Consider the following 17,409-nt stretch of genomic DNA (forward strand, 5'->3'; position numbering starts at 1 on the left):
TTCGGCGGCGTGCCCTACGCCGCCGTCTGGCGAATCGGCAACACCACGCGAAATGTCGTGCCTCTGCCCAGTTCGCTGCTGACGGAAATATCCCCGCCGTGTTTCTTGACGATGCCGTAGGACAGTGACAACCCCAGTCCAGTCCCTTCGCCCACGGGCTTGGTGGTAAAGAACGGGTCGAAAATCTTCTGTAGGCTTTCAGGGGCAATTCCGCAGCCGTTATCGGCTACTTCCAGCCAGATATTTTCGCCTTCCACACCGTTGCTGATGGTAATGGTGCCACGCTCCGGCCCCATGGCCTGGGCCGCATTGATCACCAGGTTCATCACTACCTGATTGAGCTGCGAGGCCAGGCATTCGATGTCCGGCAGGGGCGTGTAGTGCTTGACCACGTCGGCCTTGTACTTGAGTTCGCTGGCGACGATGTTCAGGGTCGAATCGATGCCTTGCTGCAGGTCAGCCAGTTGCCAGGTCTGGTCGTTATCCACGCGTGAGAAGTTCTTCAGGTCTTTGACGATCTGCACGACACGGCCAATGCCTTCCTTGGATTCGCGGATCAGGATCGGTATGTCTTCCTTGAGGAAATCCAGTTCCAGGTCGGTGCGCAAAACCTTTAGCTGATTGCGCTGTTCTGGCGCCGCGAGGTGTTCCTCACTGCGTTGATAGGCGTCGAGCATCTGTTGCAGCTGCGTGAAGTAGCTGTCGAGCGTGCTGAGGTTGGAGGAAATAAACCCCACCGGGTTGTTGATTTCATGGGCGACGCCCGCGGCGAGCTGCCCAAGGGAGGCGAGCTTTTCCGACTGCACCAGTTGGCTTTCCAGATGCTTGCGCTCGTTGATTTCCAATTGCAGCGCCTGGGTGCGTTGTTCAACCAGTTGTTCCAGCAGAGATGTCTGCAGCGACGCACGCCGGGCCATGTCCCATTTATTGGCCAGGGTATTGGCCATTTGTTGCACTTCAATATTGTCGAACGGTTTTTTCAGGATCAGCAAACGGTCATGGGCCTGCAGGCGCAACAGCAGGTCTTCCCAGGAGTAATCCGAGTACGCGGTGCACACCACCACTTGCAACTCGGGTGCGACCTGCCATAACGCCTCGATCGTCTTCGCGCCGTCCCAGCCCTGGGGCATGCGCATGTCAACGAACGCCAGTGCATAAGGACGCTGCTGCGCCATGGCGCTGGTGAGCAAGCCCAGGCCCTCTTCGCCGCCATAGGCCGAATGCAGTTCGAACGCCTGGGCCTGGGGCTTGGCCGCTTCGCCAAACAGTGCCGACTCCATGTCATCCAGCACCTGGTTGGGCGCAGTGTCCGGCATCAGGATCTTGCGAAAATCCTCATGAATGGACGGTGTGTCATCGATCAGCAGTACACGCCGGTTGGGAGGTTGGTTCATGAGCTGCTTCCGGCAAGGGTCAGGGGAATGGTCAAGGTGAATACCGCGCCGAGGCCCGGCCCGTCGCTGTGAGCACTGAGCTGGCCGTGCATTTGCACCGCGGCCAGGGCGCAGCTGTGCAGGCCGAAGCCATGGCCTTCTTTGCGCGTGGTAAAACCATGGGTGAAGATCCGTGTCATGTTCTCGGGCGGTATGCCTTCGCCATCGTCCTTCACACTGATCTTCAAGGTGTCTTCACCCTGGGCCTCGACCTTCAGCGTGATTTGTCGTGGCCTCTCGGAAAGGTTGGACATGGCGTACTTGGCGTTGCTGATCAGGTTGACCATGATCAGCAGCAGGCGGTGTTTGTCGCCGAGGATCTGCGGTACCTGTGCGTATTCCTTGACCACAGTGACGTGGTGACGGCTCAGCGCGCCGGCGTTCATGCGCAGGGCATCGTCCATCAAGGCGCCAATATTGATCGGCTCCAGCAATGTGGCAGCGCCGGCATAGGATTGCTGGGTCGAGACGATGTCCTTGATGTGATCGATGCTTTTGCTCAGTTGCGCCAGCTCATCACTCATGCCCTGTTGCTCCACGGCGATCGCTTCCACCAGTTGGTTGAGGTAGCCGGGCAGCAATTTGCCCTTTTCATCTTCGGTGAAAAAGCTGCCCAGGTCGCCCTGGTGTGCGTTGATCAATTGCATCGCTTTGCCCAGGCCCAGCGCTTTGCTGCCGCGCAGTTTACGGCTGACCAGCTCGGCAGAAATATTCACGCTGTTGAGCACGTTGCCGACGTTGTGCAGCACGTTGGTGGCGATCTCTGCCATGCCTGCCTGGCGGGCGCTGTCCAGCAGTTCGCTCTGGGCATCCTTGAGTTGTTGGGTGCGCCGTTCCACCCGTTGCTCCAGGGTTTCGTTGGCCGATTGCAAGGCGCGATTGACGCGGTTGATCTCGGCGAAACTGCGCAGCAGGCGCACCGCCAGGTAGAGCAACAGCACCACCAGCAGCGTCGAGAAAATCAGCAGGTAGCGATGATATTGATGGTCAACGAGGTCCGCGGTCTGCTGGTCCTGATTGAGGTGGGTGGTCAGGTCATCGAGGCGCTCGGCCACCGGCACGGCAGCAATGCGTTCGAGGAGGCTGTTGACCAGCGGCTGCTCGCGCAGGATCAGCGAAATATGGTTGCTGAGGATCTCCACCGGCGCCTGGAACTCACTGGGCAGGCTCTGTTTGTTGATCGCCAGTTTGCCCAGGCCCACCAGGATATCGGCGGCGCGTTCATCGCTGGTGACCTGGGCAAACTCCAGGCTGCTGAGCAGCAGGTCGTAAGTGTCGGTGGCCACGCCTTGCAGTTGCAGCCGGCCTTGATCGTCAATCTGGTTGAATTGGGCTTGAATGTCGTCTTCGGCGGTCGGCAAAAACGCCAGCGAGTTGCGCAACACGGCGTTGTGGGACTTGAACTGATCCACCAGGCGGGCTTTTTCCTGGATGGCGGCCACATACGCTGCCTGGCTGGCTTGCCAACTCGGCAGGTCGGCAGGGTTGTGGTAGGTGTCGCGGCCTTGCAGTTCAGACCAGATACGGGTCATGTCCGAGAGGGGCGTGACCAGCGGATCGTAGTTGTGGGTAATCGCGATCCGGGCCTTGAGCACTTCACTGTCCCATTGGGCATTGAGTTGCTGAAGCTGGCGGATCAGGTCCCGGGACTGGGTATAAGTGGCTGTTTGGTCGCGGGAAGATTTGAGGTACAAAAACACCAGTGTAGAGGCCAATAACAAGGCTATCAGGCCCAGCAGCATCTGGCTGGCACGACGGCGCGAAAAACGTCTCATAGCGGCTTGCCCGCCCATTCGCCGGTCAAGGTTCTGAGAAACTGGATAATCAGTTCCTTGTCTTCTTGGGACGGAGTGCGCCCCAACTGGTACTTGAACATCACGTCGACCGCGTCCTCCAGGGTCTTGGCCGAAGCGTCGTGGAAGTAGGGCGCGGTGACGGCCACATTGCGCAGGCTGGGCACCTTGAACACGTGGCGGTCCTCTTCATCGCCGGTCAGCAGGTAGCGGCCCAGGTCCGATTCGACCGGGTTGCCACGTGCCTTGAAGTAATCGCCCATCACGCCGAATTTCTGCAACATATTGCCGCCGATATTCACGCCCTGATGGCAGGCGATACAGCCGTACTCCTTGAAACGCTGGTAGCCGTATTTTTCCTTGATCGTCAGAATTTCGGTGTTGCCCAGCAGGTACTGGTCAAATCGCGAGTTGGGCGTCAGCAGCGTGCGCTCGTAACTCGCCAGCGCGTCCTGCACGTTGGCGGCACTGACGCCATCGGCATACACCTGCGCGAAGGCGCGCTGGTAATCAGGGTGGGCGGACAGGTTGTATTCCACGGCTTTCCAGTCGCTGCCCATTTCCATCGGGCTGATGACCGCGTGCTCGATCTGCGCTTGAAGGGTGTCGACCCGGCCATCCCAGAACTGCTTGAAGTTCAGGCTGGCATTGAACACGGTGGGCGTATTGAGTGGCACCGGCTTGCCATCCAGGCCTAGGGAGAAAGGTTTGTTGTCGGCACCGCCGGTTTCCAGGTGATGGCAGCTGGCGCAGGACAAGCTGTTATTAGCCGATAAGCGCGGCTCATTGAACAGCCGACGGCCCAGCTCAACCTTGGCCGGATCCTGTAGGGGAACACTCGGCAACGGCTTGAGCGCTTCGTCCAGCGGTGCGGCTGCGAGTGCTGCGCCGGTGCACAGGCAAAACGCGAGCACAAGGCTGAATCGGGTAGTTGAAACGTTGCTCAAGCGAGCACTCCTTGCAGGCCCAGGGCTATGGATGGGGCATCAGTGTCGCGCAACCCACTTGCAGCAACTGCACGAAATCCTTGGGGGGCAACGCCTTGCTGAAGAGGAAACCCTGGCCCTCTTCACACTTGTGGGCCTTGAGGAAATTGAGTTGCTCGACGGTTTCCACGCCTTCGGCAATGATGTTCAGCTCCAGGCTCTTGCCCATGCCGATGATAGCGCTGATCAGTTGTTCGTCCTGGTTATTTACGCTGAGGCCGCGCACGAAGGACTGGTCGATTTTCAGCACATCGATGGGAAAGCGCCGCAGGTAGCTCAGACTCGAATAGCCGGTACCGAAATCATCCAGCGCCAGACGCACGCCCATGACCTTGATTCTGCGCAGGGTATCTACGGTCTCGTCGACATTCTGCATCAGCACGCTTTCGGTGATTTCCAGCTCCAGCTGGGCGGGCGGCAGGCCGGTTTGCTTGAGGATGGCGGCCAGGTTGTCGACGAAGTCCCGTTGGCGAAAGTCGATCGCCGAGATGTTCACCGACATGCGCAGCGGCGCCAGGCCCAGATCCCGCCAGGCTTGGGCTTGCTCGCAGGCTTGGCGCAACACCCACTGGGTCAGGCGCACGATCAGCCCGCTGTCTTCGGCCACCGGAATAAACTGCGCCGGGCTGATCCAGCCTGACTGCGGTTCAAACCAGCGGGTCAACGCCTCGGCGCCGACGATCCGCCCGGACGCCAGATCCAGCTTGGGTTGGTAATGCAGGACGAACTCATGGCGTTCCAGGGCCTGGCGCATCGCGCTCTCCAGGTTTTGCTGGTGCTGGGCGCGGCGGTTCATGTCTTCGGTGTAAAAGCTGAAGTCGTTGGGGCCGCGTTCCTTGCTGGTGCGCATGGCGGTTTCGGCGTGCTTGATCAGTTGCACCGCATTGGTACTGTCATTGGGGTAAATGCTGATACCCAGGCTAGCGGTGACGTTCAGGTCGTGCCCCGCAATATGACGCGTTGCGCTGACGGCGCTGAGCAGTTTTTGCGCAATGTGTTGGGTTTGCTGAGGGTGCTGGATATCGTTGAGCAGGATCACGAATTCATCGGCGCCGTAGCGAAACGTTGAGTCCGAAGCGCGTACCGTCGCCACCAGGCTGCGACTGACGTGCTGCAGCACTTCATCGCCCACCGGATAGCCAAGGGCGTTGTTGATGCGTTTGAAGCGGTCCAGCCCGATAAACATCACCGCCAGTTGCGAGTCATGCCGCCGGCCCAGGGCGATGGCCTGGGTCAGCCGGTCGCCGAGTAACGTGCTGTTGGGCAACTCGGTGAGGGCATCGTATTGCAACAGGTGCGAGACCTTCAGCAGTTCCTGCACGCGTTCTTCGATGATGCGTTCCAGGCCGAGCACCTTGTGGGCCACGTCCTGGGCCAGTTGCCATTTCCAGGTCAGTGCGCTGGCCATCTGGCGGATTTCCAAGGGGTCGAAAGGTTTTTTCAGGATCAGCAACTGATCGCTGTATTTCAGTCGCGCTTCGATGGCCTCAAAGGAATAGTCGGAGTAGGCGGTGCACAGGGCGATTTGCAGGTTGGGGTCGACGTTCCAGAGCTGTTCGATGGTTTGCAGCCCGTCCCAGCCGGGCGGCATGCGCATGTCGATAAACACCATGGCGTAGGGGGCGTTGTCCGCCAGCGCCTTGTTCACCAGCGCCAGCGCTTCCTGACCCTGGTAGGCGGAATCCAGCTCGAACGCTTGGCGCAACGGTGCAGTGGTGCCGAACAGGGTCGACTCCAGAGTGTCGAGGGAGGGTTTGCCGTCTTCATCGGCGCAGAGGATCTTGCGAAAGTCCTGATGGATCGAGGCGGTGTCATCGACGATGAGGATGCGACGGTTGGCCCGTTCACCTTGGGTGTTCATGACGCGTCTGGCCTAGGCAAAAGACTTGATGGCATAGCGATTCCTTCCCTGGCTGGACTGCATAGCTCGGTGCCCACTGGCAGTGACAGCATAGTCGAGCTCCTTGATATCGACGGCCAGTTGGCGTCAAATCAACAGCGCTGTGCGCCGGGAGCCGGTACGGGCACGCCCCCCCGCGTCAATCTAGCTTAACTTCGTTCAATTTGAAGGCAGAGTCACCATGGATGAACAACTCGCTACGAAGTCTGCCGTTTTGCTGGTTGACGATGAGGAATCGATCCTCAATAGCCTGCGCCGCTTGCTGCGCGGCCAGCCTTACGAGGTGTTATTGGCCACCAGCGGCGCCCAGGCGCTGGAGATCATGGCCAGTCGGCCCGTGGATTTGGTGATGAGCGATGCGCGTATGCCCGGTATGGACGGGGCTACGCTTCTGGCGCAGGTTCACCGCCTGTATCCCGCCACCGGCCGCATCCTGCTCACCGGTTACGCAGACCATGACACCATCATCAAGGCAATCAATGACGGGCAGATCCACCGTTACATCAGCAAGCCCTGGAATGACGCAGAGCTGATACTGGTGCTGCAGCAGTGCCTCGAACACCAGCGGCTCCAACACCTGACCCGCGAGCAGAACGAGCAGCTCAAAGCGCTCAACGCCACCCTGGAAAAACGCGTGACAGCGCGCACCGCCGAGTTGCAGCAGACCGCCGATATGCTCGACCTGGCCTATGACGAGCTCAAGCGCAGCTACGTGACCGGCACTGAAGTGTTTTCGCTGTTGGCCAACCTGCGCTTGCCCAAGAACAAGCAGACCAACCGCGCGTTGATCGAGCTGATCCGCGTGTGCTGTGCCGCCCAGTCCCTGGATGAAGCCAGCACCCGCGACCTGACCATGGCCGCCGCGCTGTACAACATCGGCAAGCTGAGCTGGAGCGACAGCATGATGGTGTCGCCGGCGGACAAGCTGCACAGCACCGACCGCGCGCAGTATCGCGAGTACCCGACCCAGAGCGAATCACTGTTGATGACCCTGGAGCCGATGAAGGATGCAGCGCGGATCATTCGTCATCACCAGGAGCGCTGGGACGGCTCGGGGTTTCCCGACCACCTCAAGGGCGACGCGATTCCGTCGGGTTCGCGCCTGCTGAAACTGGCCGTGGACTTCATCGAGTTGCAAAAGGGCCTGATCCTGGAGCGGCACCTGAACAGCGACGAAGCGCTGCTGTATATCCGCAAATACGCCGGGCGTTTGTATGACCCGGCGCTGGTGGAAGACTTTGTGCTGGCCTGCGCGACTTTCCTCAGTGACGTGACCCTGGGCGACCCTACGGTCAAAGTCCTCACTACCCGCGAACTTGAAGCCGGGATGGTGCTGGCCCGCAACCTCAATGCCGACAACGGCATGTTGCTGCTCAACGCCGGCAAGGTGTTGAACCTGCCGCTGGTAGACAAGCTGATTGCCTTCGAAGCCATGGAGGGTGCCAAATACAGCATATTCATCAAACAACCGGACGAGACCTCGATTCCTTCATGAGCCATTCAACTATCCGCATCGCCGCCGCCGTCCTGATCGATAAAGACGGCCAAACCCTGCTGGTACGCAAGCGCGGCACCCGGGCTTTCATGCAGCCTGGCGGCAAGATCGACGCTGACGAAACCCCGCTCCAGGCGTTGGCTCGTGAGCTGCACGAAGAGCTGAACCTGCACATCAATCCGCAAGAGGCCGTGTACCTCGGCCAATTCTCGAGCCGGGCCGCAAACGAGCCGGGTTTTATGGTGCAGGCCGATATGTACCAGCTGCATATCGACGTGGCGGTCGAACCGGCGGCTGAAATAGAAGAAATATGCTGGATCGACCCCATGGGCGACGGCGGCCTGGAGTTGGCGCCGCTGACGCGTGAGCTCATCCTGCCGCATTATCGTGCTTCCTTGCTCAGCGCATGATGATTCGCCCGCTGCAGGCTAGCGATGCCCTGGCGTATCGGGCGTTGATGCTTGAGGCTTATGGCGCTTATCCCCAGGCGTTTACCTCCAGTGTTGCCGAGCGCGCCGCGATGCCCCTGAGCTGGTGGGAAAAACGCGTGAGCAGCGCGCTGGATCACCTGCTTGGCGCATTCGAGGGCGACCAACTGGCGGGTATCGTCGGCCTGGCGTTCGAGCCGCGGGAGAAGGCGTGGCACAAGGCAACATTATTCGGCATGTATGTGAGTGCGGCTTATCAACAACGGGGATTGGGGCGGCAACTGGTAGAGGCTGCGCTGGAGGAGGCCCGTAGACACCCGCGGCTGGAACTGATCCAACTGACTGTCACTGCCGGGAATGAGGCAGCGTTTGCGCTGTACCAGCGTTGCGGCTTCATTCAGTACGGCTTGGAGCCGTTGGCGGTGCGGGTTGGTGAGGAGTATTTCGACAAGATCCACATGTGGCGTGAGTTAAAAGATCAGTGATATCCAATGTGGGAGGGGCGGTGCGACGGTTCGACTTGCTCCCGATGGCGGCCTCAGGGTTGGTTGGGATGCTGGATCAGACCGAGTACATATCCGTTATTTGGGTAACGGCTGCTATTGGTTCCGCTTTTACAGCGGGTCACTTTTGGAAAAGAGCCCCAAATCCATGGCGGATTACGGCCAGCGTGGTTTGACGGGGCGCTTAAGATCAAGATCAAAAGCAGATCAGGATCAAGAGCGGCTCGCTTCGCATCGTGGTTAGGGGTGCTGCGAAGTCGCTTAACGCACTGCGCTGACCCCATCCAGGGTGGAAAACGACGTGTCCTTGGCCGTCAGCAAGAAGTCGCGCATGTACGGCGCATCCAGCATGTCCGCCCGAATGCCCGCGTACAGCGTGGCGAACAGACCTTTCTCGCCCAGGCGCTTGGCCTTCACATACCCGCGTGAGCTGTACTCATGCAGCGCCCAGTGGGGCATACCGCAGACGCCTCGGCCGCTGGCCACCAGTTGCATCATCATCACCGTCAGCTCCGAGGTGCGTACCAGGGCGGGTTCCACGTCGGCAGGTTCCAGGAAGCGGGTGAAGATGTCCAGGCGGTCTCTTTCCACCGGGTAGGTGATCAGGGTTTCCGTCAGCAGATCTTCCGGCACGATGTATGACTTGTTCGCCAGCGGGTGCTGGTTGGCCACGGCCAACATGGCTTCGTAGGTGAACAGCGGCACATAGGTGATACCCGGCAGCTCCAGCGGGTCGGAAGTCACCACCAGGTCGAGGTCTCCACGGGCCAGTGCCGGCAATGGCGCGAAGGCAAAGCCGGAGGCCAGGTCGAGCTCGACCTCGGGCCAGGCATCGCGGAACTGGTCGATAGTCGGCATCAGCCACTGGAAGCAGCTGTGGCATTCGATGGCCATGTGCAGGCGCCCGGCGGTGCCGCCTGCCAGCCGTGCGATGTCGCGTTCGGCGCCACGCAGCAAGGGCAGGGTGGCGTCCGCCAGTTGCAGCAGACGCAGGCCTGCGCTGGTGAAGCGCACAGGCTTGGTCTTGCGTGCGAACAGCGGCATGCCCAGGCGCTCTTCCAGTTCCTTGAACTGGTGGGACAAGGCGGACTGGGTCAGGTGCAGGCGCTCGGCTGCCTCCACCAGGCTGTCGGCTTCACGCAGGGCATGCAGTGTTTTTAGATGACGAATTTCCAGCACTGTGGCCTCCATGAATAGTATTTGCGCACAATGATAATTCATTGAAAGCTCTTCATGTTGGCCGCCCACCTGTTGGGATTACTTCAGCGCCTGGAAGTGCATTCTGGCGAAGGGCTTTTCGATAGACCCACGCCAGATTTTAGTGTCTACAAAGGCCAGTCCCTCTGCTGCGGCTTGCCATTTCATGCCCAAGTAGCGTTGTGCAAAGAGCTTTAAATGCGCCTTGGGGAAACTGTCGAACGAGGACTGCAGCGCGTCATAGTGAAAGTGCGCGTACCAGATCGGTTGGTCAGCCTTAGCCTGCCGGTTCGAGTCGTAGATCTCGTATTCCTGCAGGTAGTCGTCTTTGCCGTCGGGGCGTTTGTCCCTGAGCTTTTTACGCGCGCCGATTTTTCGAATCACCACTCGGCCTTTACCGACCAGATAGTCCAGGTAGCCTTCAGTCGGCGTTGGGCTTTCCAGGCTACGTTGAATCCGTAAGGCTTCGCCTGCCTGTTCAAGCGCAGTTGCACGAATGCGCAATTGATCGACAATCGGGTTGCCCGCGTCGAGGCTTTGCACGTTGTTGGCGCGAGTCCTGAGTTGTTTGGCTTCGGTGACCAGCCTGTGTTCGAGGTTGATCGGCTCCATGGTTTTGTACCCTCGCACCTGCTGTTCATAAGCATCCACTCCGTCCAGGCGGGTACGGGCATCCGCAAGTGTGGCGCGGCGGTCGGTGGGCAGCGCAGGCGGGGCGGCGGCAGGTTGGCTCTGGGTCAGGTTCAAACGGTAGGTGTTGCTGTCGCCAATCTTATCCCATACCTCAGTGGGATTGCCGTCGGCGTCGCTGATGATGAATTGTCGCGGTGATTGTTGCCCGGCGGGTTTTTCGGTGCCTATCAATAGTTGCCCGTCCTCGGTTTCAAAGGCGGTCCGAGTAGCGTTTGGATTGGGCTCGGAGGCGGGTTTCTTGATGGCCCGTTCGGCTTTTCGAATCAAGCGGTCAAGGTCTTTTTGCATGAGTTGGAAAAAGTTCGGATCGAAATGATCTGGTGACCTCTCGTTCCAGGCACTCAGATCACGTGAAAACTCTTCATAGACCTTGATGCAGTTCTGCAATATTCGATTGCGTTCAACCCGGCTGATATTGGCTTCGGGTAGGGTCATGTGCGCGGTTAGAGCGCGGCTGACGTTGTTCCTGGCCTGATTCACCGCAGTTTCCTGGTAGATCCAGTCAATGTCCACGGTTTGCTGTCGGCGGGTGATTGGGTGCAACAGTTGGCCGCTGCGCATACTGGTAATGCGCAGGTCGGTAAATCTCTGCTTCCAATAAGCCAGGTTGGCCGCGACCTCAGTGCGTGCCGTTCTGGCGGTAATGCGTTTGCTCCAGGTGCCCATGTCCTTCATCGAGCGCTCTATCACGTTAAGATCATCAAGTATGTCCAGGCGGCATTGCCTCACTTCACTGAGCAGTGTTTGAGTGATGGGGGAGGCTGAAGGCAGGTTATCCAGCTGCTGGATGATCGCCATGGATCGGTCAAATGACGCCACGGACCGATTGGTGGCATGGTGAATCAGGTGATTGAGTCGGTCAGACACAATGTGGGCTGTTTTACTCAGTTGTACAGCATAGTTGAAGTTGGGTAGGCGGACTTGCTGTTGCTGGGCCAGTTCGAGCGACGTATACATCTTCTTGGCGCTTTCGATGTCCCTGGCCAGGTCGACATCCAGGGCTTTGCTGTCTGTTGTTCTTTGAGTGGACGCGACTTGGGGGTCTGGATAGTCGTTTGCGTGTTTTCTTAATTTTGCGGTGCAGGCATCGACTTGGGTCACAAGGTCGTTGTGTTGGGTTATCACATTTTTACCGAGCGTAGCGCGCTGCGTATTGACCTCTAGCGCGGATGCCGGGAGTTCTCGATTGACTGCAGGTGGAACGCTCCCCGGCTGGCCTCCCCCGCGTCCTCCGCGCCGGCTGCCACCGCCATAAACGGTGTTGCGACCACCGTGCAGCGCGCCGTAGGTGTCCCATTGCAGGGCAGGGTCCAGTTCAATGACCACGCTGTCATACCTGTTTCTGGCAATCAGGCGCATTTTTCCGATGGAGGCGTCGAACCTGACCCTGTAATAACGCCCTTCACTGAGGATGAAGTAATCGCCGGACACGTTATGGCGCAAGGTGTGGCGATAGGGCCCGGTCAACACCGGTTGCAGATTGCCGGCCTTAATGGTCTCGGGGTGCTCGAAGCCGGCGAAGCGCTCGCGGGTGGTTGTTCCCTGGCGGGACTTCAATGATCGCCACAAGCTGGTGCCAGGCAGGTGTTTGAGCTGATGAGCGCGAGTCATTTGCCGGGCCGCACTGCCGCGTGGACCGGGTAAGGCGGCGGATATCGCGACGTCCCCAACCGCCTGGGCCAGAGACTGGAGCGCCGAGATCATTTGTTCGAGGCCTTGTTTGGTGTCACCTCGCCGAAACGCGGCCACCGCTTGATTCATGGTGGTGGAGGCGTCCACAAGGGATACGACGGCACCTACAAAGGGCACAAAAGACACGGCGATTTTGATACCGAGAAGAAGCGTTCCGCTCTTGAGTGCGTACCGTTCATTTGCCAAGTCGTCGTTGGAGCGTGCGTCATTGCGGTTGGCCTCGATCAGGCGGCCCATTTGGGCATCCAACTGATAGGCAGCCAGGGACGTGGTGGCCGGCCAGGGGAAGCCGGCCTGGATCATTGCATTGTATTTTTTGCCGCTGGCGTCGCCGATGCGCGCGGCGTGGGCCCGCACATCACCCTTGATCGCGCGCCCCGCCACGTAGGTCGCCATGGAGTCGAGGTTGCACAGCTCAAATAGGGCAATGCGCGCCTGCTCAAGGCTGGTAAACCCACGCAAGTAGCGTTCATCGGGCGCCTCAGGCAGATAGAGCAAGGTATTTCCCGAGTTTTGCTCTTCGATAAACGTGATACCCGACAGCGTGATTGGGCTCTCGTCGTTCGTATCCTTGCCGCCTGCGCTCAGGTGAGCCGGCAGTAGGCGGATGCGCTTGCCATCAATGTTCCAGGCGGCATGGGTGGCGGCGTCAATCGCGATGTTCAGCAGGAGCAATTGGCCTGTGTCTATGTGGTTTTGCATGACGGCCAGTCTGCCCTGCATCTTGAGCAATAGACGCAGAGGTTCTGTCAGGCATTCGTGTCGGTATTGTTTCTGGTGCATGGACTCCTCTGGCCCACCTTTGAATGTTTGGCGGATAAGGTCTTCATACTTCTGCGCCAGGTTGAGATCGCGAATGGTGCTGGCCAGGTACCGCTCCGTCACTCCAGCCTTAAGTACATCGCGCTCATTGACGTCGTCGGCGGTGACCTCGACGCTCACGAACTTCAGGCGTGCACTGAGGGCACTGTCGAGATTTTGCAGCGCCAGTGCGTCCAGAGATACCTTGCTGCGTTCAGCGCTGGGCTCGTCGAAGAGGATATGGGGTGCGTTCGGTAATGAATCGAGGAAGATATTAGGTTTTTGCACCACCGAGTCGGGCAATTCCAGGTCGAGAGTAAAACCTTGCTTAAGGGAGAAATCCTTGCGTAAACGTGCGTCGATCGTTTTCCTGACAAACTCGTCGCGAGGTGACAACGAGCGCTCCATCAGCGCTTGCGCGTTTTTCAGGGCACGAACGTAGGTCGGAAGCATCGCCTTGAAGGCTTCTCGATTTTCAGCGGTGTTTGTGCGCAGCCACTCTGGCAGCAGCTCGGCAAGCACCTGGCTGTTGTGTTGCTCGATAAGCTGTAAAAACGCCACTTCGCGTGCCATGTTATTGGGGAGCAGCAGCGTCGGGAGTGTTTGCTTGCGCAGCTTTTCCAACTCACTGGCAAGTCTTGATGCTTGTTCGGGGGCGGACCAGGTTTGGCGCAGGCTCGCGGCTTGTTCTTCGAAGGCGGTTTGTTGACTGCTCAGGCTGTACTCGAAGGGGGCTTGTGTCAATGGCTTGAACCGCAGGGCCAGCACCTCATCTTGGGGATGGATGGCGAACAAACCTTCTTCCAGCGCCTGTCGGGAGGCGAAGCGTTGCAAGCCGCCGTCGTTACCGGGCCAGTAGATGAAATGCGTGCCGCTGCCGTTGGTAGGGGTTTGCGGGGCCTGGGGGGGGAGCAAGACCAGCGGTCCGTTGAGTTCGGTGTGTGTCGGTTGGAGATCGCCGGGCCGCTTGACCGACAACATCAACGCCATGACGTCGGGCTTAGGCGTGTCGAGGGCGCTGGTGATCTGTAGCAGTTCGGCTTCGGTGATCTGGTCCAGGGTTCGCTGAATGTTCGCTTCGATCCGCAGCCCCTGCACGCGCGCCTGGTAGAGCGCGGAGTAGTGGGTGTTGAGTGCGGCTAAATCCAGGTGCCTACGGTTCAGCATGGCGCGTGCCGCGTCTTCAGCGGCGCGTTGCTGCACTTTCAGGTTATTGAGTTGCTGCTCGAACGATTGCCAGGCTGGGCTCGTCGGGGTGTTGCTGCCGAGCAGTTTTTCCAGGGCAAGGCGGTGCTGCCGTATCAAGACCTTGCGTTGGCTGGCGTGTATGCCGTTATGCAGCAGGCCGAACTGTGGCAGGTCGCTGTCGACCTGTGCATCGACGGTCGTCCCCGGTTGTTCGGGCGCTTGCGCAAAGAGTGCCTGGGCCCGGCGCTGGACATCGCGTTGGTCAATATGCTGGCTGGCTTGGTAGGCATCGTGGAGCTTGACGTGGGCCAACGGCTTGATCGCGTCCTCGTATTGCTGGTTGGCCAACTGCTTGAGCCAAAGATTGAGGCCGGCTTCCAGCGGGTTGTTGTTGATCTTGTACTCGATGATGGCCAGGGGATCGATGTCGCTGGCTGCGAACAACGTGGTCTGCCGGTCGAGCAACCAGCGTTCCAGGTCCAGGCGCCGGCTAAAGGTATGCCAGGCAGGCGCCTGTGTCGGCAGGTACACCAGTTGGCTGACCGGTTGTTCTGTATCCAGGGTCAGGACCCAGGCGCCGGGCAGCGCGATGGTATTGGCCCCGGTGCGCTTGAGCAACAGCTGCTCGGCGCAGAATTTTGGCGCGTCGGCCGTGGGCGCTACCGGGTTGATCAGTGAGAACAACGGTGTGAGCACTTCGGGATGGACCTTGTTCTCGGCCAGCAAGTGTTCTCCGCTGGCTTCGAAGTGGATCCGGTAGAGTTCGATCGCCCGGTTGAGGCAGGTCAGAGGCGTATTGGGGGCCCGCTCCGTGCGCCAATAGCGCAACCAGTTGTCCTCTATGGCTTGCTCCAGATCCAGGGTTTTAAGCTCATTGAGCAGTTGGGCAGCGGTGTGCTGCGCCAAGGTGTGTTGCGCTGGCAGGTAAAGCAGGTTGCATTCCGGTATTTGCGCGGTGTCCAGGCTGGGGTGTTGCTGCAGGTAGAGGCAGGCATCGGTCAGGCTGATCAGGCTGCGGCCACGTTGTTCGGTGGCGGAGAACTGCAGCATCACGCGCTCGCCGTCCAGTTGCAGATCGGTTTGGAGCAGGCGGTTGATCGAACTGCGAACCGTGGGAATGCCGGCCATCAGCGTGAGCATATCGCTGCGGCAGTCTTGCCAGCGTTGTGTGGCGTCGACCAACAGGTCTTCGTCAATGCTCGTTAGCGGCAGTGGAGACCAGGCGCCGAAATCGGTGGGGCTTGTTGTGTGGGTCATGGTTTCAATCCTTGAAGTAGAGCATACGCAGTGACTGGCGAGTGCGCATGGCACGACCTGTGGTGATCGGTTCCTGGGCCTTGCTGCGTAGTTGCGCCTGGAGGGCCATGGGATCGTGCTCGCGTAAATAAAGGGAGCCTCATTAACGTTGAGCAAGCGCAAGGTTGTGGCCTACATAGTTAGAGACCGATGACCGTTTAGCGTCATTCATCAAATTGTCATGCAACCGTGGCAGCGCGCTTGCACAAACTTCATCAGACTCGCGCTCTACTGGGGTTCTGCGTTTCGGTGTTTTTCATGCGTGTGTTGCTTCTACTGGCCGCTCTTTTATTCGGCCTGCCGTCTTTTGCGGCTTCTCGATGTGATGTCAATGTCCCGACCCAAACCGTCGACCTGGAAAAGGTGAGCATCGCCTACCAGAGCATCGGGCGGGCGTCAGACCCTGCCTTGCTGCTGGTGATGGGCCTGGGTGGGCAGTTGATCCACTGGCCGGATGAAGTGGTGGTCGCCCTGTGCGAGCAAGGGTTTCGGGTGATCCGCTACGACAACCGTGACGTCGGCCTGTCCACCTGGCGGCAAGCGCCGGCCAGTGCCAACCTGACCTTCGAGGTGCTGCGCTACAAGCTCGGCTTGCCGGTGGCTGCGCCATATACGTTGACCGACATGGCCGACGACGCGCTGGGCTTGATGGATGCGTTGCAGGTGCAGCAATTCCATGTCCTTGGCGCAAGCATGGGCGGCATGATCGCCCAGCACCTGGCGGCAATGGCGCCGCAGCGGGTGGAAAGCCTCACCTTGATCATGACCAGCTCCGGCGCCGAGGGCCTGCCCGCCCCGAACGCGGCACTCGTGCAATTGCTCTCGCGGCGCAGCGCGCCCAATCGCGAAGTGGCTCTGGAGCAGCAAGCCGATTTGCTCGCAGCGCTGGGCAGCCCGAATGTAAAGGATGATCGTCAGGCGTTGCTGCATCAGGCGGCGCAGTCCTACGACCGCGCGTTTAACCCGGAAGGCGTGAAGCGTCAGATCATGGCGATCCTTGCCGAACCGAGCCGCGTGCCGTTGCTCAACCAACTGCGCGTGCCGACCCTGGTGGTGCACGGCACGGCCGATCCGTTGTTACCGGTGATGCATGGTGTGCACCTGGCCGCGCATATCCAGGGTAGTCAGCTGAAATTGATCCCGGGTCTGGCCCACCGTTTCCAGGAAGCGTTCAAGGCGCCGTTGCTGGCGGCGGTGCTGCCTTACCTGCAAGCCCATCGCCAGGATACGGCGCACTGGGCGCAGATTGACCAGGGCGAGCGGTCGAAGCTGCTGTAGCGGTGGTGTATCGTGTAGCTTTGCGGCGCATTAATGCCAGCGAGGTTGCCTACCATGAGTACTGCCCTGAAAATCGATTTCGTCAGCGACGTGTCCTGCCCCTGGTGCATCATCGGCCTGCGCGGCCTGACCGAAGCCCTTGACCAGCTTGGCGCCGAGGTGCAGGCCGAGATTCATTTCCAGCCGTTCGAGCTGAACCCGAACATGCCCGCCGAAGGTCAGAACATCGTCGAGCACATCACTGAAAAATACGGCTCCACCGCCGAAGAATCCCAGGCCAACCGTGCGCGCATCCGCGACATGGGCGCAGCGTTGGGCTTCGCTTTTCGCACCGACGGCCAGAGCCGCATCTACAACACCTTCGATGCGCATCGCCTGTTGCATTGGGCCGGGTTGAAAGGCTTGCAGTACAACCTCAAGGAAGCCCTCTTCAAGGCGTACTTCAGCGATGGCCAGGACCCGTCCGACCACGCGACCCTGGCGATCATTGCCGAAAGCGTCGGCCTGGACTTGAAGCGCGCCGCCGAAATTCTTGCCTCTGATGAATATGCCGCCGAAGTGCGCGAGCAGGAAAAACTGTGGATCACCCGCGGAGTGACCTCGGTGCCGACCATTGTGTTCAACGACCAGTACGCTGTCAGCGGCGGCCAGCCGGCTGAAGCCTTTGTGGGCGCGATTCGCCAGATCATTGCCGAAGCGCGATCCTGACGCCGCTCTAATGTTGGA

General features: G+C 59.5%; 11 protein-coding genes. 5 read left to right on the forward strand and 6 right to left on the reverse strand.

What is annotated here, in order from left to right:
- Positions 1-14: 14 nt before the first annotated feature.
- From IH404_RS06870 to IH404_RS06885, 4 genes are read right to left on the reverse strand one after another with little or no spacing between them, the layout of a single operon-like run.
- Positions 15-1,394, reverse strand: a complete 1,380-nt coding sequence (locus tag IH404_RS06870; protein ID WP_005785203.1) for an ATP-binding protein — start codon at positions 1,392-1,394, stop codon at positions 15-17.
- Positions 1,391-3,208 carry a DAHL domain-containing protein gene (locus IH404_RS06875; RefSeq protein ID WP_005785205.1) on the reverse strand — a complete coding sequence of 606 codons (1,818 nt, stop codon included), beginning with the start codon at positions 3,206-3,208 and terminating at the stop codon, positions 1,391-1,393. The genes IH404_RS06870 and IH404_RS06875 overlap by 4 nt, the downstream gene beginning before the upstream one ends.
- Positions 3,205-4,173, reverse strand: coding sequence for a cytochrome c peroxidase (locus IH404_RS06880; RefSeq protein ID WP_005785206.1), 969 nt, complete (start codon positions 4,171-4,173; stop codon positions 3,205-3,207). Before IH404_RS06880 ends, IH404_RS06875 begins: the two co-directional genes overlap by 4 nt.
- Before the next feature lie 25 nt (positions 4,174-4,198).
- Positions 4,199-6,073 carry a GGDEF and EAL domain-containing protein gene (locus tag IH404_RS06885; protein WP_194440191.1) on the reverse strand — a complete coding sequence of 625 codons (1,875 nt, stop codon included), beginning with the start codon at positions 6,071-6,073 and terminating at the stop codon, positions 4,199-4,201.
- Positions 6,074-6,293: 220 nt separating this feature from the next.
- Between IH404_RS06885 and IH404_RS06890 the strand changes: the two genes are divergently transcribed.
- The 3 genes from IH404_RS06890 to IH404_RS06900 are packed head-to-tail and all read left to right on the forward strand — an operon-like array spanning position 6,294 to position 8,520.
- The gene (locus tag IH404_RS06890) at positions 6,294-7,607 is read left to right on the forward strand and encodes an HD domain-containing phosphohydrolase (protein ID WP_005785210.1); all 1,314 of its coding nucleotides are present in this window, start codon (positions 6,294-6,296) and stop codon (positions 7,605-7,607) included.
- Complete coding sequence (locus IH404_RS06895; RefSeq protein WP_194440192.1) at positions 7,604-8,017, forward strand: NUDIX domain-containing protein; 414 nt, start codon at positions 7,604-7,606, stop codon at positions 8,015-8,017. The genes IH404_RS06890 and IH404_RS06895 overlap by 4 nt, the downstream gene beginning before the upstream one ends.
- Positions 8,014-8,520, forward strand: coding sequence for a GNAT family N-acetyltransferase (locus IH404_RS06900; protein ID WP_032877554.1), 507 nt, complete (start codon positions 8,014-8,016; stop codon positions 8,518-8,520). Before IH404_RS06895 ends, IH404_RS06900 begins: the two co-directional genes overlap by 4 nt.
- 279 nt (positions 8,521-8,799) lie before the next feature.
- On the opposite strand, the gene metR is transcribed toward IH404_RS06900, so the two are convergent.
- Positions 8,800-9,717: a transcriptional regulator MetR gene (gene metR / locus IH404_RS06905; protein ID WP_005785216.1), complete on the reverse strand. Its 918-nt coding sequence runs from the start codon at positions 9,715-9,717 to the stop codon at positions 8,800-8,802.
- A 78-nt stretch (positions 9,718-9,795) separates the two neighbouring features.
- On the reverse strand, positions 9,796-15,366 hold the full coding sequence (locus IH404_RS06910; RefSeq protein ID WP_194440193.1) for a DUF6543 domain-containing protein: 5,571 nt from the start codon (positions 15,364-15,366) through the stop codon (positions 9,796-9,798).
- Between the two features lie 297 nt (positions 15,367-15,663).
- On the opposite strand from IH404_RS06910, the gene IH404_RS06915 reads away from it, so the two are divergent.
- Both IH404_RS06915 and IH404_RS06920 read left to right on the forward strand, forming a co-directional pair.
- Positions 15,664-16,683: an alpha/beta hydrolase gene (locus tag IH404_RS06915; RefSeq protein ID WP_005785219.1), complete on the forward strand. Its 1,020-nt coding sequence runs from the start codon at positions 15,664-15,666 to the stop codon at positions 16,681-16,683.
- Positions 16,684-16,737: 54 nt separating this feature from the next.
- Positions 16,738-17,391, forward strand: coding sequence for a DsbA family oxidoreductase (locus IH404_RS06920; RefSeq protein WP_005785221.1), 654 nt, complete (start codon positions 16,738-16,740; stop codon positions 17,389-17,391).
- Positions 17,392-17,409 lie beyond the last annotated feature (18 nt).

Origin of the sequence: Pseudomonas sp. OST1909, assembly GCF_015277575.1 — a bacterium.
GTDB classification, from domain to species: Bacteria; Pseudomonadota; Gammaproteobacteria; order Pseudomonadales; family Pseudomonadaceae; genus Aquipseudomonas; species Aquipseudomonas synxantha_A.

Excerpts from the sequence above, each read along its gene's own strand:
- IH404_RS06910 (WP_194440193.1), bottom strand. The coding sequence starts at position 15,366 with ATGACCCACACAACAAGCCCCACCGATTTCGGCGCCTGGTCTCCACTG.
- IH404_RS06895 (WP_194440192.1), top strand. The coding sequence starts at position 7,604 with ATGAGCCATTCAACTATCCGCATCGCCGCCGCCGTCCTGATCGATAAA.
- IH404_RS06875 (WP_005785205.1), bottom strand. The coding sequence starts at position 3,208 with ATGAGACGTTTTTCGCGCCGTCGTGCCAGCCAGATGCTGCTGGGCCTG.
- IH404_RS06900 (WP_032877554.1), top strand. The coding sequence starts at position 8,014 with ATGATGATTCGCCCGCTGCAGGCTAGCGATGCCCTGGCGTATCGGGCG.
- IH404_RS06870 (WP_005785203.1), bottom strand. The coding sequence starts at position 1,394 with ATGAACCAACCTCCCAACCGGCGTGTACTGCTGATCGATGACACACCG.
- IH404_RS06885 (WP_194440191.1), bottom strand. The coding sequence starts at position 6,073 with ATGAACACCCAAGGTGAACGGGCCAACCGTCGCATCCTCATCGTCGAT.
- IH404_RS06890 (WP_005785210.1), top strand. The coding sequence starts at position 6,294 with ATGGATGAACAACTCGCTACGAAGTCTGCCGTTTTGCTGGTTGACGAT.
- IH404_RS06915 (WP_005785219.1), top strand. The coding sequence starts at position 15,664 with ATGCGTGTGTTGCTTCTACTGGCCGCTCTTTTATTCGGCCTGCCGTCT.
- IH404_RS06920 (WP_005785221.1), top strand. The coding sequence starts at position 16,738 with ATGAGTACTGCCCTGAAAATCGATTTCGTCAGCGACGTGTCCTGCCCC.